The 20,676-nt window shown below is 38.7% G+C and carries 20 protein-coding genes; 18 read left to right on the plus strand and 2 right to left on the minus strand.

Features of this window, described 5'->3' with window-relative positions:
- The 14 genes from G6Q06_RS05615 to miaA are packed head-to-tail and all read left to right on the plus strand — an operon-like array spanning nucleotide 1 to nucleotide 12,797.
- Entirely contained in the window at nucleotides 1-1,059 is a 1,059-nt protein-coding gene (locus G6Q06_RS05615; protein WP_240329043.1) for an efflux RND transporter periplasmic adaptor subunit, read from the plus strand.
- A complete protein-coding gene (locus tag G6Q06_RS05620; protein WP_163565977.1) occupies nucleotides 1,059-4,121 on the plus strand; it encodes an efflux RND transporter permease subunit in 3,063 nt (1,020 codons plus the stop codon). The genes G6Q06_RS05615 and G6Q06_RS05620 overlap by 1 nt, the downstream gene beginning before the upstream one ends.
- On the plus strand, nucleotides 4,121-4,414 hold the full coding sequence (locus tag G6Q06_RS05625; protein ID WP_163565978.1) for a DUF3240 family protein: 294 nt from the start codon (nucleotides 4,121-4,123) through the stop codon (nucleotides 4,412-4,414). Before G6Q06_RS05620 ends, G6Q06_RS05625 begins: the two co-directional genes overlap by 1 nt.
- Nucleotides 4,415-4,450: 36 nt before the next feature.
- Nucleotides 4,451-5,383, plus strand: a complete 933-nt coding sequence (locus G6Q06_RS05630; RefSeq protein WP_163534656.1) for an NAD(P)H-dependent glycerol-3-phosphate dehydrogenase — start codon at nucleotides 4,451-4,453, stop codon at nucleotides 5,381-5,383.
- A gap of 9 nt (nucleotides 5,384-5,392) precedes the next feature.
- The gene (gene glyQ, locus G6Q06_RS05635; protein ID WP_205435914.1) at nucleotides 5,393-6,274 is read left to right on the plus strand and encodes a glycine--tRNA ligase subunit alpha; all 882 of its coding nucleotides are present in this window, start codon (nucleotides 5,393-5,395) and stop codon (nucleotides 6,272-6,274) included.
- Nucleotides 6,268-7,023: a Nif3-like dinuclear metal center hexameric protein gene (locus tag G6Q06_RS05640; RefSeq protein WP_163533876.1), complete on the plus strand. Its 756-nt coding sequence runs from the start codon at nucleotides 6,268-6,270 to the stop codon at nucleotides 7,021-7,023. Before glyQ ends, G6Q06_RS05640 begins: the two co-directional genes overlap by 7 nt.
- Before the next feature lies 1 nt (nucleotide 7,024).
- Nucleotides 7,025-7,756 (plus strand): zinc ribbon domain-containing protein, encoded by a 732-nt coding sequence (locus tag G6Q06_RS05645; protein ID WP_205426742.1) that lies wholly within the window; start codon nucleotides 7,025-7,027, stop codon nucleotides 7,754-7,756.
- Between the two features lie 60 nt (nucleotides 7,757-7,816).
- Complete coding sequence (gene waaA / locus G6Q06_RS05650) at nucleotides 7,817-8,926, plus strand: lipid IV(A) 3-deoxy-D-manno-octulosonic acid transferase (RefSeq protein WP_240329270.1); 1,110 nt, start codon at nucleotides 7,817-7,819, stop codon at nucleotides 8,924-8,926.
- Complete coding sequence (locus G6Q06_RS05655; protein ID WP_163565981.1) at nucleotides 8,919-9,671, plus strand: RluA family pseudouridine synthase; 753 nt, start codon at nucleotides 8,919-8,921, stop codon at nucleotides 9,669-9,671. Before waaA ends, G6Q06_RS05655 begins: the two co-directional genes overlap by 8 nt.
- Nucleotides 9,655-10,506: a prolipoprotein diacylglyceryl transferase gene (gene lgt, locus G6Q06_RS05660; protein ID WP_163565982.1), complete on the plus strand. Its 852-nt coding sequence runs from the start codon at nucleotides 9,655-9,657 to the stop codon at nucleotides 10,504-10,506. Before G6Q06_RS05655 ends, lgt begins: the two co-directional genes overlap by 17 nt.
- A gap of 54 nt (nucleotides 10,507-10,560) precedes the next feature.
- Nucleotides 10,561-11,010 (plus strand): nickel-responsive transcriptional regulator NikR, encoded by a 450-nt coding sequence (gene nikR, locus G6Q06_RS05665; protein ID WP_006563952.1) that lies wholly within the window; start codon nucleotides 10,561-10,563, stop codon nucleotides 11,008-11,010.
- Between the two features lie 8 nt (nucleotides 11,011-11,018).
- Nucleotides 11,019-11,597, plus strand: a complete 579-nt coding sequence (gene nadD, locus G6Q06_RS05670; RefSeq protein WP_163565983.1) for a nicotinate (nicotinamide) nucleotide adenylyltransferase — start codon at nucleotides 11,019-11,021, stop codon at nucleotides 11,595-11,597.
- Nucleotides 11,587-11,913, plus strand: a complete 327-nt coding sequence (gene rsfS, locus G6Q06_RS05675) for a ribosome silencing factor (RefSeq protein WP_163499156.1) — start codon at nucleotides 11,587-11,589, stop codon at nucleotides 11,911-11,913. Before nadD ends, rsfS begins: the two co-directional genes overlap by 11 nt.
- On the plus strand, nucleotides 11,910-12,797 hold the full coding sequence (gene miaA, locus G6Q06_RS05680) for a tRNA (adenosine(37)-N6)-dimethylallyltransferase MiaA (protein WP_163565984.1): 888 nt from the start codon (nucleotides 11,910-11,912) through the stop codon (nucleotides 12,795-12,797). Before rsfS ends, miaA begins: the two co-directional genes overlap by 4 nt.
- On the opposite strand, the gene G6Q06_RS05685 is transcribed toward miaA, so the two are convergent.
- Nucleotides 12,794-13,540 (minus strand): carbonic anhydrase family protein, encoded by a 747-nt coding sequence (locus tag G6Q06_RS05685; protein WP_205435915.1) that lies wholly within the window; start codon nucleotides 13,538-13,540, stop codon nucleotides 12,794-12,796. The two genes, miaA and G6Q06_RS05685, sit on opposite strands and share 4 nt — an antisense overlap.
- A gap of 123 nt (nucleotides 13,541-13,663) precedes the next feature.
- On the minus strand, nucleotides 13,664-14,725 hold the full coding sequence (locus G6Q06_RS05690) for an alpha/beta hydrolase (RefSeq protein WP_205435916.1): 1,062 nt from the start codon (nucleotides 14,723-14,725) through the stop codon (nucleotides 13,664-13,666).
- A gap of 431 nt (nucleotides 14,726-15,156) precedes the next feature.
- Here G6Q06_RS05690 and G6Q06_RS08760 point away from each other — a divergent pair, with 431 nt between their 5' ends.
- From G6Q06_RS08760 to nhaA, 4 genes are all read left to right on the plus strand, one after another.
- Complete coding sequence (locus G6Q06_RS08760; RefSeq protein WP_275896957.1) at nucleotides 15,157-15,288, plus strand: hypothetical protein; 132 nt, start codon at nucleotides 15,157-15,159, stop codon at nucleotides 15,286-15,288.
- A 5-nt stretch (nucleotides 15,289-15,293) separates the two neighbouring features.
- Nucleotides 15,294-15,875, plus strand: coding sequence for an SDR family NAD(P)-dependent oxidoreductase (locus tag G6Q06_RS05700; RefSeq protein WP_205435924.1), 582 nt, complete (start codon nucleotides 15,294-15,296; stop codon nucleotides 15,873-15,875).
- 742 nt (nucleotides 15,876-16,617) lie between these two features.
- Nucleotides 16,618-19,335: a UvrD-helicase domain-containing protein gene (locus G6Q06_RS05705; RefSeq protein WP_163565986.1), complete on the plus strand. Its 2,718-nt coding sequence runs from the start codon at nucleotides 16,618-16,620 to the stop codon at nucleotides 19,333-19,335.
- 2 nt (nucleotides 19,336-19,337) lie between these two features.
- On the plus strand, nucleotides 19,338-20,651 hold the full coding sequence (nhaA, locus tag G6Q06_RS05710; RefSeq protein ID WP_205435927.1) for a sodium/proton antiporter NhaA: 1,314 nt from the start codon (nucleotides 19,338-19,340) through the stop codon (nucleotides 20,649-20,651).
- The last annotated feature ends 25 nt before the right edge of the window (nucleotides 20,652-20,676 follow it).

Raw genomic sequence — 20,676 nt, forward strand, 5'->3', positions numbered from 1 at the left:
ATTTTGGTTTTAGCCTTGTTGCTTTTTGTCTCTCTTAAAGCTTATGATGAAATTGTTTTAACCCAAAAGCAGATTGATAGCTTGGGTATTAAAGTGGTGTCTTTAGATCAAAAAATTACAACCCGTGGATTGCCCTTTAACGCCTACATTGATTTTAATAATTTTAATCTCAAACACACGGTGATTCAAAGTTTAGGCTTTAATGCGACGGTAACAGCTATTTATAAAAGCGAAGGCGAATTTGTTAAAAGAGGCGATTTGATTTGTGAAATTAGTTCTATTGATTTAAGCAATTTATATTTTGAGTTACAAAACAATAAAAACAAACTCAAGGTGGCCTTAGATGTAAGCACAAAAGATCGCAGTCTTTATAAACAAGGGGTAATTGCTAAAAGAGAGTATCAAAATAGCCATTTAATGAGTCAAGAAATGAGTTTACGGGTACACCAATTAGAAACCACCTTTAAAAACTTTGGAATCGATCCAGCAAACCCCTTAGGATCGCATGGTTTTCGTATCATCGCCCGTAATAGCGGGATTCTCTCTATCGCCCCTAAGGTTTTAGGCGAAAAGATTTTACCCTTCACCACCTATATCCGCATCTCAAAAAATAACGATTTAATCGCGCGCATTAAATTATCCGTAGGCCTTGCGCGCTATATCAAAAAGGGGTCTAGAGTTTTTGATGATGATGGCAATATTATTGGGGTGATTCAAAGTATTTCTGTGGTGTTAGATAAAAGTTCTAACACTATTTTAGCCATAGCATTTATTAATAAAGGCCATTTCCATGTCGGAGAAATGATTGATGTTTATGTGGAAGGTACTAAGCCTAAAAATTCCTTGTTTATCCCCTCTAATGCTGTGATTAAAAACAACCAAGATTATTTGGTCTTTGTACGCACAAAAAAAGGTTTCATGCCCACCGTTATAAAAGTGCTTGAAGAGCGCAGCCTTACCTTTGTGGTGAGTGATAAAAATATAAACCCCCAAGCAAGGGTGGCTATTGGATCTTTAGTTAGTTTAAAAGGCATTATTAATCATCTTGGAGATGATTAATGCTAGCCTCGCTGATTGAATTTTCCCTCAGACAACGAGTCATTATTATTATTTGCGCTTTTTTACTCCTTCTCTTTGGGTTTTATAGTTTTTTAACCACCCCAGTAGATGCTTTCCCGGACATGGCGCCTACTCAAGTTAAAATCATTCTCAAATTACCGGGTAGTTCTCCTGAGGAAATGGAAAATAATGTAGTGCGGCCCTTAGAGTTAGAACTCTTAGGCTTAAAAGGAGAAAAATCCCTGCGCAGCACCTCTAAGTACTCTATCTGTGATATTACCATTGATTTTGATGATAGCATGGATATTTATCTAGCCCGCAATATCGTGAGTGAAAAATTAGCCTTAGTGATGCCTGATTTACCCGATGATGTAGAGGGCGGCATAGCCCCCATTGTAACCCCGCTTTCTGATATTTTCATGTTCACCATTGATGGGAATTTACCCGGAGTAGACAAACGGCAATTACTAGATTTTGTGATTCGCCCACTACTGCGTACAATTCCGGGCGTGGCTGATGTTAATTCTATTGGTGGGTTTAGCCGTGCCTTTGTGGTAGTCCCTGATTTAAACGACATGGCAAGACTGGGTATTTCTATTAGTGATTTAGAAAAAACTCTTAAAGCTAATTTAAGTAATAGCGGAGCAGGCAGAGTGGATCGCAATGGAGAAACTTATTTAGTCAAGATTCAAACCATTGCCCTTACACCTGAGGAAATTGGCGATATTACAATCCCAACTGCAACAGGGTTTTTACACATTAAAGATTTTGCTAGAGTGATCACCCAGTATAGAACGCGTTTGGGTTTTGTAACTAAAAATGGGATTGATGAAACAACAGAAGGGTTAGTGCTTTCACTAAAGGGGAGTAATTCTAGCGCCATTATTAAAGAGGTGCGTAAAAAGCTTGAACAAGACATTAAACCTTTATTGCCTGCAGGGGTGCACACCCATGTTTTTTACGATCGTTCTGAATTCACCCAAAAAGCCATTAACACCGTTACAAAAACCCTCATTGAGGCTATTATTCTTATCATCATCACCTTATTTTTATTCTTGGGTAATTTTCGCGCTTCTCTTGCCGTAGGTGTTATTTTACCCTTAAGTTTATCTGTTGCCTTTATTTTAATTAAGCTTAATGGCATGACTTTAAATTTAATGAGTTTAGGCGGGCTGATTATTGCCATTGGCATGTTAATTGATTCGGCTGTAGTGGTGGTGGAAAATGCCTTTGAAAAATTAGGCCATAATAAAACCACTACAAAATTACATGCAATCTATCGCTCCTCTAAAGAAATTGCCCCCTCTGTAGTGAGTGGAGTTGTAATCATCATTGTTTTTTTTGTGCCCATTATGTCCCTACAAGGCATTGAGGGTAAAATGTTTGTGCCTTTAGCTAAAGGTATTGTCTTTGCATTGCTAGGTACTCTAGTGTTAGCTATTACGGTCATACCTGTGATTAGTTCTATGGTTCTTAAAGCTAAGCCCCATCAAGAAACACTACTCACGCATTTTTTCCATTGGATTTACACCCCAGCTCTACAATTTGCCCTTAAAAACCCTAAAACCATGCTTGTATGCGCTGTAATTTTTCTGATCTCTAGCCTTTCTCTCTTTCCTTTTATCGGTAAAACTTTCATGCCTAATTTAGATGAGGGGAGTAGTGTATTAAGCATTGAAAGCGTCCCTTCCATTTCTTTAGATCAATCTAAAGACTTGATTTTACGGATTGAAAAAACGATTCGTAAAAATATCAAAGAAGTTAAGGCTATCGTAGCGCGTACCGGTTCAGATGAATTAGGATTAGATTTAGGCGGGCTTAACCAAACTGATATGTTTATTTCTTATATCCCTAAAAGCCAATGGTCGGTTAAAACCAAACAAGAATTACTAGATAAAATCTTGGCATGTTTGGAGGATTATAAAGGAATTAATTTTGCCTTTACCCAGCCTATTGAAATGCGTACTTCTGAAATGCTTACCGGAGTAAGGGGGGATTTAGCCATTAAAATCTTTGGAGCGGATATAGATAAATTAAATCAATTAAGCGCACAAATTGTAGAAATTATCAAAGGCATTAAAGGTTCTAGCGAAGTTTTCACAACCCTTAATAAGGGCGTGAATTATCTTTATATCACCCCCGATCGGCACGCTATGGCCAATGTCGGCATTACTAGCGATGAATTTTCTAAATTCCTTAAATCAGCTTTAGAGGGGATTATCGTTGAATTTATCCCTACAGGAATCTCGCGTACCCCTGTAATTATCCGCCAAAGAGAAGAGATTTCTACTAATACTGCCCTAATTAAAAGCTTAGAGATGAGCTCGACTCGAGGAGTTGCCGTACCCATTACTTCTATTGCTAGAATCTCTGAAGTTGATGGGCCTGTGGCTATTGTGCGCGAGGATAGCAAGCGTTTAAGCGTGGTTCGTAGCAATGTAGTAGGGCGGGATTTAGATGGATTTGTTAAAGAGGTGCAGCAAAAAATTAGCGCTAAGGTACAATTACCCCCTAATTATTTCATCACTTATGGAGGGCAATTTGAAAACCAAGAGAGAGCCAATAAACGGCTTGCTACCGTGATTCCCTTAAGTATTTTAGTGATTTTTTTCATTCTATTTTTTACTTTTAAAAGTGTACCCCTATCCTTACTCATTTTGCTTAATATCCCCTTTGCAATTACTGGTGGACTCATCGCTCTTTTTCTTAGCCATGAATACCTCTCTGTACCGGCTAGTGTGGGATTTATCGCGCTTTTTGGGATTGCGGTTTTAAATGGTGTGGTGATGGTGGGTTATTTTAAAGAACTTCTCAAACAGGGCAAAAGTTTAGAGGAGGTGGTGTTTATGGGAGCTAAGCGGCGTTTGCGCCCTGTTTTAATGACGGCTTGTATCGCTGGTTTAGGTTTAATCCCTTTGCTTTTATCCCATGGCGTGGGTTCTGAAGTGCAAAAACCCTTAGCCATTGTGGTTTTAGGCGGGCTAGTTACCTCTAGCATTCTTATTCTCTTACTTTTACCGCCCATGTTTATGCTAGTGGCTAAGAAAATCAAGGTAGTGTAGTGATTTTAGTAGAAATGTATGCAGATTTAAAACTTAAAGACATAATTGTTGATCACCTCTTTGAACATGGCTATGAGGATTTTTATTTCTTTGAATGTTTTAAATACGCCACCTCCTCGCTTTTAACAAGTGAAAAAGAACAGGTAAGTGGGCGTAAAGACTATGGCTTATTTAAAATTTTCCTAGAAGAACAAGAGGCTAGCATTTTGTTAGAGCAAGTACAGCACCTCTTTAAAAAAGAGGTAACTTTTTATCTGCTCCCCCTAACTTCTATCCCTGAATCTGTGCCTTAAAACATGTTAAAATGCACTCTTTATATAAGGAACTAGATGGACATTACGGTTTTTGGGGGAGGGGCTTGGGGAAGGGCGTTAGCATTTGCCTTAGGGCATAAAAACCCTACAAAAATTGTCTCACGCCGCGATTTGACAACCCTACTTATGCCTTTAAATAAAGGGCTTGTACTCAAAGGACATGATCCAATTTTGCAGTGTTCAGCACAAGAGGGTTTATTAGCCGATCTTTTTGTAGTGGCCATTAGTGTACAGCATCTGCGCGCTTGGTTTAAACAGGCAGATTTACCCTATACGGCTAAGGTTTTAATGGCCTCCAAAGGAATAGAAATTGGAGGGTATTTTGTAAGCGATATAGCCACGCATTTTATTCCTATAGATAATCTATGTTTTCTAGCTGGGCCTAGCTTTGCTAGAGAGATCATGGCAAGTTTGCCATGTGCTTTAGCCATTCATTCTAATAACGCCACTTTAGCCCACACTTTCGCACAACAACTCCCCGCTTTTATCCGATCCTATGTGCAAGATGATATTAGAGGCGGCGAGATTGCTGGGGCTTATAAAAATGTGATTGCTATTGCGGCTGGGGTATGTGATGGGTTAGAATTAGGGCAAGGGGCTAAGGCCTCTCTTTTATCGCGTGGACTGGTAGAAATGAGTCGTTTTGGGGTGCATTTTGGAGGCAAGCTAGAAACTTTTTTAGGATTATCAGGGGCTGGGGATTTGTTTTTAACCGCTAATTCTTTACTCTCACGCAATTATCGCGTAGGGCTAGGTTTAGCACAATATAAGAGTCTAGCTAGCATTGTAGAGGAATTACAAGAAGTGGCTGAGGGGATTAAAACAACAAAGGCCATTGTAGAAATTGCCACCCATGAGAATATCCATGCCCCTATTGCTAAAGAATTAGATTTGCTCTTAGAGGGTAAAAATCCTTTAGAGAGCATGACAGCTTTAATCAAACGCTAAAGGACTTTGATGTTAACCTTTTCAGACATTTTATTAGAACTACAAAGTTTTTGGCATAAACAGGGCTGTATTTTATTACAACCCTATGATATTCCCGCAGGCGCAGGGACTTTTCACCCCGCCACTCTTTTAAGAAGTTTAGATAGCACTCCTTGGAGTGTAGCCTATGTTGCGCCTTCTAGGCGGCCTACAGATGGGCGCTATGGGCAAAACCCTAACCGCTTGGGTAGTTATTACCAATTCCAAGTTCTAATCAAGCCAAGCCCTAAAAATATCCAAGAAATTTATTTACAAAGTTTGCAGGCTTTAGGGATTGATTTTGCTAAACATGATGTGCGCTTTGTGGAGGATAACTGGGAATCACCTACTCTAGGGGCTTGGGGACTGGGTTGGGAGGTGTGGCTAGATGGCATGGAGATCACACAGTTTACCTATTTCCAACAAGTAGGGGGGTTAGCTTGTTATCCAACGCCTATTGAAATCACCTATGGAGTAGAGCGCTTAGCCACTTATATCCAAAAGGTTAATTCTATCTTAGATATTATCTGGACTTTTAAGGATAACCAGCCGGTTTATTATAAAGCCGTGCATTTAGAAAGCGAATATGAATTTAGCCACTACCATTTTACCCATGCCAGCCTAGATTTTCTAACAGAAATGTTTCTTAAAAACCAAGCAGAAGCCAAATATTGCTTAGAGCAAAAATTACCTTTAGTGGCTTATGATTTTGTGATGTTAAGCACGCATTTTTTTAATGTACTAGATGCTAGAAAAGCCCTATCTGTTGCCAAACGCCAAGAATGCATTTTAAAAATCCGCGAACTAGCTAAGGCCTGTGCTGTTTTATACAAAGAACAAGAACAAGATCGCACTAAACGAGTCTTATGTTAAATCTTAAAGTTTTATATGATTTTTTAAACCAACTTTCCCCCTTTGCTTTACAAGAATCTTGGGATAATAGCGGTTTAAATTTGGGTAGTTTTGAAAGCGGTTATGAAAATATCGCCATTAGTTTAGAAGCCACTTTAGACATCGCTAGAGAAGTATCAGAAAAAACGATCATTTTAACCCATCACCCTTTATTTTTTAAACCCATTAAAACTTTTAATCCCGCCTTTTATCCTGTTAATATCGCCTCCAAACTCTTAGAAAAATCTTGCGCACTCATTGCCATGCACACTAATTTTGATAAAACCCACCTCAACGCCCATTTTGCGCGTATGCTAGGTTTTAGCAATCTACATGAAGAAGGTATGGCTTTGATAGGTAGCATTGAACCCATTTCTTTAGAGAGATTAGCTAGCCACGCACAAGCCAAATTAAATCTATCTCATTTAGAGTTTGTTAAAGGAAATGATTTGATCACAAAGGTAGCGGTTATATGCGGATCGGGGTGTTCTTATCTTTACCAACTCCAAGAGGCGTTTAACAATTTATGTCTGATCACAGGGGATATTAAATACCACGATGCCATGTATGCTTTGAGCATGGGCATTAGTCTTTTAAATATCGCGCATTATGAAAGCGAAAAATATTTTGCGCCCCTGCTAGAAAATTTGCTACAACCCTATTTGGCACAAACTAAACCAAAGTGTGTTAAAGTATGCGACTCAAAAAATCCATTTATTCTTAAGGTTTAACATGAATACCCACTTAGCACAGCTGATTCAAATTTCTCAATTAGATAAAGACATGCAAGCCCTAGAACCTTTGATCAAGGCCAAACGCGCCGATCTAGATAAAACCATTGCTCTTAAGCATAAAAAACAAGCCGAGTTGACTTTACTAGAAGAGGAAAAAGTGGCTTTGAATTTACAAATCCATAAAAACGAACAGATGTTACATGAAACCAATATCAAAGTTGATGGTATCCAAAAAAAGATTTCTCAGGTTAAATCTGAGCGCGAACTGCGTTCTTTAGGGATTGAAGAAGACATCACTAAAGAAAGAGCCAACCAAGCCAATAAAGAAATTGAACGGCTACAAAATGAAATTGAGCATAAAAATAAACAACAAGAATCAATTAGTAGCGCTTTATTAGAACTAGAACAACAAGTTGGAGAACTAGAAAAAAAGGTAGAAACAGACACCGCAGAACTCAAAGCGCGCCAACAGCAAATTTTGCAACAAAAACAAGAATTAACTCTAAAAATGGATCATAAACTCATCGCCTTTTATGAGCGGATTCGCCGCTGGGCAGGTAATACTTGCGTGGTTTCTGTGAAAAAACAAGCTTGCGGGGGGTGTTTTATCCGGATTAATGATCGCACTTATGCAGAAATTTTAAACAGCAGTGATATTTTAACCTGCCCTCACTGTGGGCGGATTTTATATGTGGATTCACAGACCCAAGAACCTGTGAAAATCTCCTAAGGTTTTTTCGTTTTTAAACCGGTGTATTTTGCTTTACTTGCTTTGGGGCATATCTTAGCCATGCCCTTTTTGGGTTTGCTTAGCCTAAAGGATAAATACAAGCATTCGCTTAAGGCGCGCTTTTTAGCCAAAGGGCATGCTTTGGATTTTAAGCCTAGTTTGTGGTTTCATGCTTGCTCTTTTGGAGAGATCAAATCTTTAGAAACACTCTTAGAACACTTCACAACCACCCCTATTTTACTCACCACAACCACCCAAACTGGCTACGATCTAGCATGCAAAATTGCAAGCCATTACCCTAAAATGCAGGTGCGTTTTTTACTTTTTGAGACCATGTTGTACCTGTGGCAGAAAGATTTAGCCGGTTTAAAAGCCTTAGTGGTTACTGAGGCGGAGTTATGGTATAGCGTATTTGCCTTAGCTAAAAAAGTGGGGGCTAAAACCTTTTTGATTAATGCGCGTATTTCCTCGCGTTCCTATAAACGCTACCAACGATTTAAATACTTTTATGCCCAACTCTTTAAACAAGTTGATTCTATTTATGCCCAAAGTCTAATTGATGAACAACGGCTTAAATCACTAGGGGCGATGCATATCTCAATTTTTCCTAATCTTAAAATTTTTAATTTACCCCGCCTTTCTAAACACTATGCTAAACCCCAAAGCACTCTTTTTTTAGCCGCTAGCACCCACCCAAGCGAAGAGGCCTTGATTTTAGAAGCCTTTTTAGCCATTAAAGATAGGCATTCTAAATTACTCATCGCCCCTAGACACCCCGAACGGTTTAAAGAAGTTAAAACGCTACTAGAGCATACAACCGGTTTTACTTGTTTATCTAGCGGGCTTAATTGGAGTGAGCGCATTGTACTTTTAGATATTTTGGGGGTTTTGAATGATTTTTATGCTTTAGCAGATGTGGTGATCTTGGGTGGATCTTTTGTGCCACTAGGGGGGCATAATCCTATTGAGCCTGCCTTTTTTAACACTAAGCTTATTACCGGACCTTATATTTTCAACCAAGAAGCCCTTTTTGCTTATGTGCAAAACTACACCAAAATAGAGGCTAAAGACTTAGTAAACACTCTAGCCACCCATGAACTTTTAAAACCCAGCTATATCAACACACAAGATCATAGCTTAGAAGAATTAGTGCGAGAGATTCATGCTTGAGGCTTATAAAATCTTAGCTAAAAATCTCAATATTTCTCACAAACAGGCTAAAAGATATATTGATATGGGATTAGTGAGCCTGCAAGGAAAGAGACTAACCCTAGCGCGCCAAAAATTCCCCTTAGATACGCATTTTCATATCAAAAAGTGTTTAAAAACAGATGTGCTTTATCAAGATCAAGAATTATTAGTTTTAAATAAAGCCGCCCATATAGATAGCTACACCTTAGAAAAACAACACAAACCCTACAGACTTCTACACCGCCTAGACAAACCCACTAGTGGCCTTCTTTTACTCGCACAAGCTACATTTTACACAAAAGCCCTACTTGCTTTTAAAAAAAGAGAGGTTTATAAGGAATATCTAGCTTTAATAGAAGGGATACTTAAAGAGCCAAAAACACTCATACAGCCTTTAAGTGTGCGTACTAACCACATGCATTTTAATAAGGGTTTTGTAAAGACCTGTGTAGATTTAAAAGGCAAACCAGCTATTACACATCTTTATCCAATCTATCACACAAAGCAACAGACGCTTTTAAAAGTTGTGATTGAAACTGGAATCACCCACCAAATTAGAGCACATTTAAGCCATATAGGCCACCCCATTGTAGGCGATGTTATTTATAAAGGTTTACCTAACCCTCACTTTTTTCTCCATGCTTATAAACTAGCGCTTTTAGAGCACCATTTTAGCGCCCCCATTCCGCCCCATTTTAAGGAGTTTAATGAGTTATTGGAATGAAATTTACACCCACTTTAGCCCTGTGGCTTTTACATTCTTAAATATCCCTGTTCATTGGTATGGTCTAGCCTATGTAGGGGCTTTATTACTAGCCCTTACTTTGGCCTTGCGGGCTTTAAAAACAGACCCTAAACGCTTTCCCATTTCAAAGGCTAATTTTGAGAGTTATTTTCTCTATGCAGAATTGGGAGTGATTTTAGGCGCAAGACTGGGTTATATTTTAATCTACGATCCAAATACAATTTATTATCTCAAATATCCATGGCAAATTTTTAACCCTTTTTATGAGGGGGAATTTATCGGCATTAGAGGGATGAGCTACCACGGAGGATTAATAGGCTTTTTAGTTGCCTCATGGATTTTTAGTAAAGTTAAGGGGCAAAATTTTTTAATTTATTTAGATCTCATCGCGGTAAGCTTACCTTTGGCTTATGTTTTGGGGCGTATTGGTAATTTTTTAAACCAAGAACTTTTTGGGCGTGTGGTGTCTCCCGGGGATACTTTTGGAAAATCTATAGGGATTGTGGTTAATGGCGCTTTACGCTACCCTAGCCAGCTCATTGAAGCATTCTTAGAGGGGTTTTGTGTCTTTGTTGTGGTGCATTTAGCGCGCTCTTTTACAAAGGTACATGGCATGCTCATGGTGGTTTATGGCTTTGCTTATGCGGTTGCGCGCTTTTGTGCTGAATATTACCGCGAACCAGATGCCCAACTAGGTTATTATGCGGGGCATTTAAGCATGGGACAACTATTAAGCTTTGCGATGGTGGCTGTTTCATCGCTTTTATGGCTCTATATTGCCCGCACCAATCCAACTCTTGCTAAATCTAGCTAATTGCGCTAAAATGCGGGCTTAATCTTAAAACGAGGGTTACATGGAAAGGATGACATGGAACATAGAGAAGATGCCATTATTAGGTTTTCGGTCTCTTTGCAACAAAATCTTTTAGACGAGTTAGATAACCGCATTATTAGAAATGGTTATTCTTCTCGTTCAGAATTAGTGCGGGATATGATTCGCGAGCGGCTGGTAGAGGATAGTTGGTCTAAGGAACAAACATCTGAGGTAAATGGTGGCTTGACAGTGGCTGTGCTGGTAATTATCTATGATCACCACCAACGCGAACTTAACCAAAGAATGATTGATATCCAGCATGAAAGCCATATTAGTATTTTGTGTACCACCCATGTACATTTAAACGCCAATAATTGCTTAGAGACCATTATTTTAAGAGGCAAACCGGCAGACATTATGCATTTACACTTAGAGATTGGAGGATTAAAGGGCGTGAAATTTTCTAAACTCACTAAAGCCTCTAGTTTTGAGCAAAATACTTAGGTTGGCCTGTGGATATTGCTTTATATGGTGGGAGTTTTGATCCGCCCCACATCGCCCATTTAGAAGTCATTTATCAGGCCCTAGAGACTTTTAAAGTAGATCAACTTTTTGTACTGGTGGCTTATCAAAATCCTTTTAAAAAAAGCCCGTGCTTTGCCCCTAATCAGCGCTTGTTATGGATGCAAGAACTCTTAAAAGACTTAGCTAAAGTAAAAGTCCATGATTTTGAAATCAAACAAAAAAGACCAGTGCCTAGTATTGAGAGTGTGCGCTATTTTTATCAAAAATTCACCCCCAACAAACTTTACTTTTTAATCGGTGCGGACAATGTAGCGGGCTTAACTCTTTGGGAGGGGTATACAGAATTAAAGGAGCTGGTAGAATTTGTTGTTGTGGAGCGCAAGGGCTATTGTTTAAACCCGCCCCCTGATTTTAAATACACGCTTATGTCCTTAGAACACATCACTTGCCCTATTTCATCTAGTAAAATTAGAGAATTATTACACAAACACCAAATCCCACAGCATCTACCCCACATGCTACAAAGCCGTGTACTGCAGACTTTTAAGGAGATCCATGCCTACTAGAATTGCTAGAATTGCTACCCTTTTAGAAGATAAAAAAGCTACAGACATTGTCGTTTTTGATCTATGTGAGCAAAATTACATTACAGATTATGTCATCATCGCCACCGCGCTAGTGGGCAAACATGCCTTATCTCTTTTAGATCATTTAAAAACAAGCCTTAAACCTTTGGGTGAAAAGTTTTATGCTATCGATGCTGAAAATGAGGAGTGGATCATTCTTGATTTAGGCGATTTGATCATCCATGTTTTTACAGAGGTGTATCGGAAGCGCTTTGATCTAGAGGGCTTTTTAAAAACCTATAATAACCCCACTTGATACCCACCCTCCTAGCTATCATCGGTCCTAGTGGTAGCGGCAAAAGCGATTTAGCTTTAGAATTAGCACAAATTTTAGATGCTGAAATTGTGTCTTTGGATTCTTTGAGTGTGTATCAAGAAATTAACATTGCAGCAGCCAAACCGAGTTTAGAAAATTTGGCCTGTATTAAACACTATGGTATTGATATTTTAAAGATTAATCAAAAGAACAATGCCCAAGTTTTTAAACAAGAGGTACAAAGGGCTATAGCCACTACAACTAAAAAAAGGCTTTTGCTAGTGGGGGGGAGTTCTTTTTATCTAAAAGCACTCATAGACGGATTAAGCCCCATGCCCACTTTAAGCATGCAGCAAGAGCAAGAAATTCAAAAACAAATTGCTAAAATAGATCACCCCTATGCCTTTTTAGCACGCATCGATTCAGACTATGCCTCTTGTGTTAAGGATACTTACCGCATCACACAGGGGCTTAAAATTTATCTAACAACCCACATGCCCCCTAGTGCCTATTTTAAAGCCCATCCTAAAATTCCTTTTAAACACTCCATTCAAGTTTATGGGCTTTGTGTGGATAAAACTAAATTACACGCTAATATCGCCAAACGCACTAAGGCCATGCTTGATCAGGGCATAGTAGAGGAAATTAAAGGTTTGGCAGATAAATATGGCACTAAGCACCAACCTTTTAAAGCCATTGGACCTAAAGAATGCTTGCAGTATCTTAGAGGTGAATTATCCTATCAAGAACTCTATGAGATGATTTATACCCATACCTGCCAGCTAGCCAAGCGGCAAATGACCTTTAACCGCTCCCAATTTAAAAAGGCGATCTTTTTAGACAAAGAACATTTAAAACAAGAAATCCTTAAACAATTAACCTAGTGTTTTCTAATCACAGCAAAGCTTTTAACAATGACGCTATTGTAATCCTTTTGGATTGGGCGTTGGTTAGTTTTGTGATACATGATTTTTTTAATTGTCTCAAATTGTTTAGGTGAAAGACTAATTGTCTCTTCAATAATAAACCAAGAAACCCCTTCTGTGCAAGGAGGTGTGGTTAACGATCCATTAAAGTGGTAGTAGTGAATCGTTGGAGGTAGTAGGGTTTTTAAGGCTAGAGTTTGGGGTGGGGTTTTATGGTTGTAGGCATTAAAAAGAGGGGTGAAAAAGGGGTTTTCTTGCCCTATTTTAAATCCAATCCCTACCACCAACAAACGCCCCTCGCTATCTTGGTGTACTAAGTGCATGCTTAAAGGTTGGTGCTTACCACGAATGGCAAATTCCATAGGCAGATGGAAGTGTAGATTGATCAAATAGTATTCATGATCGCGGTATAAAATAGAGTTAGTAGGGTGGTTAAATTGGGCTATAAGGGTGTTATGAGAATAGGCAATAGTTGAGGGCTTGAGATCGTGGTATGTAAAAATTATATTTTCTTTACCAGAGGCATTGTAGTAATGTTGGATATTAATAGGAGACTGGTTTTTACCCGTTTTACAAATTGCATAATCCTTGTGTAATTTATCCCATTGCTTGGCACCCGTGTGTTTTTCATAACTCCAATGCGTAGCAGAAAGTAAACTCAAAGGCAAGAAAATAGAAAATAATTTCACTATATCCTCCATTTAACAATTCGCCCAGCTAGCCGGTTAAACCATTTTAAAAAACTCAATTAGAATAAATGCATTTAAATAGACCCCAGCCCCTAAAATTTTAGGGGGTTTAGTTGTTTAGATCATACAGGGCTTTTAGAGGCGTTGTGCGTCTTTTAAATTTTGATTAAAAAACCGGGTTAATTTTTCGCTAATTTGCTTGACATATTCCGGTTTGTAGTAAGTTTGGATATGGGTTGCGCCTTTGACTAAAAATAATTCCTTATTTTGAGTGCCCGTTGCATTTTTAAAAACCTCTTGGGTCATATATAAACTATCTGCTTTATCTCCTGCTACCATTAAAAGCGGTTGGTTAATTAAATCTACATTGGTGTTAGCATCAAAGCCCATTAAATCTATCAAACTGCTCACCGTGTAATTGCTCTGTGAATGGGGGTGAAAATGGGTTTTAGCGTAGTATTCATAGCCCTCTCTATACAAATCAAAGGGTAACTTTGCGATTTGTTCTTCTGTCATGTTAGCCGCAAACGACGGGGTGTATTTAACCTCGCCCCCTGCTGCCTCTTGTGCCCTAGCCTCTGAAGCTGCTTTTAAACGCTCTTGCATTGTGTCTTTCTGGGTGTTTAAATAGCCATTGCGTCTTACCTCTCCTGAATTAAACATGCTAATTGTGGCTACAACTTTAAACCTTTTATCTGTCTGGGCTACCTTAATCGCATAGCCCCCACCCCCACAAATGCCAAGCGAGCCTAAACGATGCGCATCCACACCTTTAAATTGTGAAATAAAATCTGCGGCTGCTCTAATATCTTCCATGCGATTGGCGGGTTTATCCACATAGCGAGGCATTCCTCCACTGCCTCCCTGATAGGCTGCATCAAAAGCAATTGTGATATATCCGGCCTCGGCTAATTTTTGCGCATAAAGCCCGGCTACTTGCTCTTTAACCCCTCCATTAGGGTGGGCTACCACAATGGCAGGATATTTGTGATGTGGATTGAAGTTAGCCGGCGTGTAGACATTGGCCACAACTCTTATCCCATTGGCTTTATAATGCACAGCGTGTACCTGAACTTTCCCCTTCACATTTTCAGTAATAGCCCCTTCATAGGTGAATGTAAAAGGGTTTTTTCTATAATCAGCTCCCATAGCCACACCTCCGATCAAAATGGCGCTTATTAATAATCTACTAAACATTGCTCACCTTTTTAAAAAATATAGCCATTCAATACCAAAAATCAAGATACACCAGTTAAAAACATGGAGTAACATGGCATGTTTTAGACAAATTTAAAGTTAATGAGGAGTGGAAATGAAAGAAAATAGATTAGTGGTGCTAGCACACCCGAATTTAAAAGAAGCACACCCAGAATATGGCTCTAAATCAAGAGCAAATGTAATCAAGGGCGGATACAATTATCTTACAGTATCCAATGTATTGGTATAGTTTTCCAAGTTGAGTCAATGCAGTATGGTTTATGGAGGCTATGTTCATAGCGGAGGATATAGTTACTTAGCTGATGAAGAGCAGTTGAAAACACAAAATGTAAATTCATTAAAACATGCAAAAGATTTAATTGAGTTGATCAATCAAAAGTGGAAAAACTAGATAGCAAAGAGAGGAAAATATGGCAATTGCATTAATTACAGGAGCAGGGAGAAAAGGAAGCCTTGGATATGAGACTGCAAAACAGCTTGGAGAACAAGGTTATCAAGTAATTCTTGCAGCAAGGCGTGAAAATGAATTAAAAGAATTGTAGGAGAGTTGGAGAATTCCGGGATTCAAGCCTTTTATGTGTTGCTAGATGTTACAGATGAAAGTAGCACAAAACAAGCGGCCTTGCAAGTTGAAAAAGAATATGGAAAATTAGACATTCTTATTAATAATGCAGCACTTATGAAAGCAGGTGCTTTTATTGAGGAGGAAAACATAAAGGATATTCAAGAGGTTTTTGAGACTAATGTAATTGGGGTTTGGAATGTAACACAAAAGTTTTTACCTCTTTTGAAAAAATCCAAACATCCGCGAATAGTGAATGTGTCTAGTGGTGCAGGTTCTTATGATGATCCAGATTATGGGCTTCGTTATGGAAGATTTGGTGCAATGGGCTATGGAATTAGTAAACTAGCTTTAAATGGATTGACTGTAAAAATGGCGCGAGATTTATCCAAGTATAAAATTCTTGTTAACGCGGTGTGTCCTGATTTAACAAGTACATATGGCACAAGTGGCCAAATGGGCAGGCCTGTAGATGTGAGTGCAAAAAGTATTATTTGGGCTGTGATGTTGTCAGATGATGGGGCTACAGGAGGATTTTTTAGAGATGGTAAGGAATTGTTATGGTAGTGGGTGAATACCACCCGCTAAAGAGAACTAACCTAATTTTTTATAAAAAACAGAGTGCATGAGGTTTTTTAATTCCCCCTCTTTTTGAGAATACTGAAGATGAAAAGTTAGAGTTGGGGAGGGAACTAAGAAATCCTGAAGGGGTAACAGACAACAGACGGATAGATTTAGAAAATGAAATTGAAAGAGTGGAGGTAGAGATTTCGCGACTTGAAAGGCAGTATATGAGAATATGTATGAACCCACTTATCAATAACTATATTCAAACCTATTACAGTGACTATTATTGAAACCTATAGTAACTATATATGTGTGCATTGGGGGGCGGTATATCCGGCTTATTAATGGTAACACAATTATTATGTAAGGGGGGTTTATTAGCTGATTTAAAAACAAATCAATTAGTAACTAGCATGGTAGAAACAAAAATATAGCGGAGTCTTATTTCTTAAAATTTCTGTGAACATCTTGTTTATAGAATTTTATAGGTTTATAGGAGCGCAAACATGACCCGATCTACTCAGATCTTGCCACTAGTGTTAGATAGTTTATGTTAGCTTTGGTTTTTAACTATGTTGGTGATACCTTTACTGATATACACCCATGCTACTATCAAACCCAACCTATTTATGGTTTTTTCCTAAAGCAAAGAACAACACCTTTTTACAAAAACAACAAAAGTTAAACCTATGAAAAAAGGCGTAATCTTTTAAAATAGTGGGTTTTTTGCTACAATCAGAGAATGGAAAAACAAGCATACAACCAACCCTACTTGGCCTTAAAAGCTTCTGCTGGCAGCGGTAAAACCTTTGCCCTTACTCTACGCTATATCGCCCTACTCTTTGAAGGAGCTAAACCTAACACCATTCTAACCCTTACCTTTACCAACAAAGCCGCATTAGAAATGCGCGAGCGTATCTACAACACGCTTGTTAATCTGTGCACAGAAGGCCAAAAATGGACTCAAAACAAAAAATACATTCCTAGCGATAGTAAAATCCAAGCTATTTTAGAGAGTTTACAGAAAAACTATAATCTTTCTTGGAGTCAAATTGCCCCCATAAGTGGCGATGTTTACGCGCAGTTTTTACAAGCAGACCCGGCGATTCAAACTATAGATGCCTTTTTTCAGAAAGTGCTGCGCAAGTTTAGCTATTTTGTGGGGGTGCGATCTGAGTTTCAGGTGAGCAATGTTTCTAAAGAGGATAAACTCAGCTCTTTTTTACAAACCCTAAAGCCCCAAGAGCTAGAAAAAATCCGTTCCCTTTGTTTCTCTTTGCTTGGCGATGGTTTCAAAGCTTCTTATGTTCTTGAATTTATTCTAGAATTACTTGAAAAAAGTGGCATCCATGCAAGCTCCCTGCCTTCTAAGCCACAATATGAAAAAGAGGCCATTATTTTTAAGGATTTAGCTTTTTTCCTTGATCGCTACAAAGCACACTTAATCTACTCAAATGCCCTTGATTTTGCCACTATCACCTTAAAAGTACAGCAACTTTTAAATAACCCCATTGATATGGATTTCTTTTATTTTAGACTTGATAGCCAAATCCGCCATATTCTCATTGATGAGTTTCAAGACACAAGCCCCCTACAATACCAGATCCTCAAGCCTTTAATTGAAGAAATCAAGGCAGGCAAGGGGCAAAAATGGGGGGATAGGAGTGTGTTTTTTGTGGGCGATAGCAAGCAAAGCATTTATCGCTTTAGAGGGAGTGATAGCGTTTTATTTGAACAAATTTGTCAAGAAAATTCAAGCCAATCTTTAAAGCATAACCATAGAAGTACGGGCGCTGTTTTAGATTTTGTGAATAATACTTTTTTGCGTGTTATAGAGGGTTATGAGCCCCAAAGCCTGCCTAAAGATAGATTAGACTGCCAAGATCAGGGCTATGTGCGGGTTAAAACGATTAAAGTAGGGCAGTATAAACAAAACACAAGAAGTTATGGCGAGAAGGGTGAGAAGGAGAAAAACGAGGCTATTTTTAAGGGGGTTTTAGAGGAGATAGAAATTTTACTTAAAGAGGGAGTATCTGCTGAGAATATTGCTATTTTGTGCCTTAATAACAAAGATGTTAACGGGCTAAAAGATTTTCTCGTAGAATCCAAAGAAAATAATCCGCTTTTACAAAGTGTACAAATTGTAAGTGAAACAGATTTGCGCCTACTTGCCCAGCATGAAGTTAAAATTTTAATCCACGCTTTGTACTGCGATCTAGAGCCTGAATACCAAAGTTACCACCTTGCTTGTATCTCTAAATTACTAGGCTACCCGCTAGATTACCCTTTACAAGAAAAACTCCCCGCTAAAAATTCCCATTTGAGTACCTATATTCTAGATTTAATGCGCGCTTTAAAGCTTTATAGCCAAAGTGCCCAGTACTTTTTAGAACTCTCGCTTAACTACCATGACAAACAAGAATTCTTAGAGTATTTAGAAAAAGAAGATATTAAAATTGCCTCAAGCCAAAAACAAGGCTTACAAATCATGACCATACACAAATCCAAAGGAATGGAATTTGGGCATGTTATTTTGATGGATCGTTTAGCAAGCAGAGAACAAAATGATAAAAATAAATTATTCGTTGATTCAAATGGGCGTGTTTTTTATAGGCCAAGTAACCAGAAAAAGGAGAGCGATAAAAGAGCGGCAGTAGATCTAGAATACAAAAAAGCGCTGGAGGCGTATAAAAAGGAGAATGAAAAAGAGAAAGTTAATAGGTTGTATGTGGCCTGTACACGGGCTAAGGAGGGTTTGAGCATTGTTAAAAAGGATGCAAGAACAAAGAGTATGGCTAAAAATAGCAAGCCGGGGGAAATGACAAAAGCCACAGAAAGTGCCTTTGATGTTTTAAAACTTCCAGATAACCAAGAAAGAAAAGAAGGGTGGCAACCTAAAACCTCTAGCCCACAACCACCCCTTAAAACCCCCGATCACATCCCTTGTTTGCTATTAGATCAAAAAGCTTTTGGGGCACAAGAGGATTATCAAAAACCAGAAGAGTCTTTAAAGGCGAGTCAATCTGCGCGTTTCTTTGGAATTGCCATGCACAAGGCTTTAGAGTTTTTCTATGGCTATGGCGTGCCGCTTGAAACAATCAAGGCTTATTTGACACACTATTACAGCTTGCAAGGCGTTTTTGTGGAGGGGGTTTTAAAACGGCTCTTAGCCCTACACAATTTTCCAGAATTTCAAAATCTTTTAAAACAAGGGCATATTGCAACCGAAATTAGCTTTAAATCCCAACAATCTTACATGCGCTTAGACATGCTAGTTTATAAAGATACACAATTTTATATCCTTGATCATAAAAGCGGTAAGGGAAGTCAGAAGGCATATAGGGCGCAGGTCAAAAACTACGCCACCGCTCTTCAAAAAATCTATCCTAAACAGGAAATAAAAGGCTATTTAATTTATGCGCTTAAAACACATATAGAGGTACAATCTGTCAAAGAATAAAAATGCATTTTGTTAAAAAGAATATTTTTCTAGATTTTGTTAAAAGTGAGTCCTTTGGGGGTATTTTTCTCTTTATTAGTGCTGTGCTGGCAATGATTTGTGCTAATTCTGCTATAGCTCCCTATTATTTTGAACTATGGCACACCCAAATAGGGTGGGTTTTTGGAAAAACCTTTGTGGGGTTTTCTTTGCATGAATGGATTGATGATGTGTTCATGGCCTTCTTTTTTCTATTGGTTGGATTAGAAATTAAGCGAGAGGTTCTGTATGGGGAGTTGTGTGGCTTTCAAAAAGCAGCTTTTCCAGTTATTGCTGCTTTAGGGGGCATGCTTGTCCCCGGATTGATTTATTATAGCCTCAATGTTAATACAAATAGTGCGCATGGATTTGGTATCCCTATGGCTACTGATATTGCCTTTGCCTTAGGCGTTATTTTATTATTAGGCAAACGGGTACCCACTTCTTTAAAAGTATTTTTAGTTACCCTAGCTGTAGCAGACGATCTAGGCGCAATTATTGTAATTGCTATTTTTTATAGCACTAATTTACAAGTAACTTGGCTTTTATGTTCGGGGGCTATTTTAGCCATGCTCATTGGTTTAAACAAAATGGGGGTGCGCCATTTATTGCCCTATTTATTGCTAGGGGTTTTACTATGGATCACAACCTATAATAGCGGTATCCACGCCACTATCGCCGCTGTGGCTCTTGCATTCACTATTCCTATCAAAGTTTCCCAGCAATCTGAGATACTCCAAACCTTTTACCAATCTTTACAGCGCTTTAAAGATAGCCTAATGCATTCTCCCCCACTTAACAAACCACTAGATCAAGAACAACGCGATTCTTTGTATGCTTTGCGGAGTGCCACTAGGTCTTTACAAAGCCCCCTAGAGCGCTTAGAGCGTGTTTTACACCCTTACGGCGCTTATTTAATCATGCCTTTGTTTGCCCTAGCTAATGCTGGGGTGCATATTGGAGCGCAATTACATTTTAATGTAAATGAGATTTTATTAGGGGTGATGTTAGGGCTTATTGTGGGTAAACCCGCTGGAATTTTTCTTATCACCTTTTTAGCCGAGAAAATCAAGATCGCTAAACGGCCTGATGGGGTGAGTTGGTGGCAGATTTTAGGGGCAGGGATGTTAGCAGGCATTGGCTTTACAATGTCCATGTTTATTTCTAATATCGCCTTTAGCAACAAAGAAGCAATGGAGGTCTCTAAGATCGCTATTTTACTAGGTTCGATGGCCTCAGGTATTTTAGGTACTCTTTATCTTTTAATTCTAGGGGGCTCTTTAAAAGCCAAAAATTAGAAAAAGTAGCTATAATGCTGGGTTT

The organism is Helicobacter suis, assembly GCF_902196135.1.
Classification (GTDB): Bacteria; Campylobacterota; Campylobacteria; order Campylobacterales; family Helicobacteraceae; genus Helicobacter; species Helicobacter suis_A.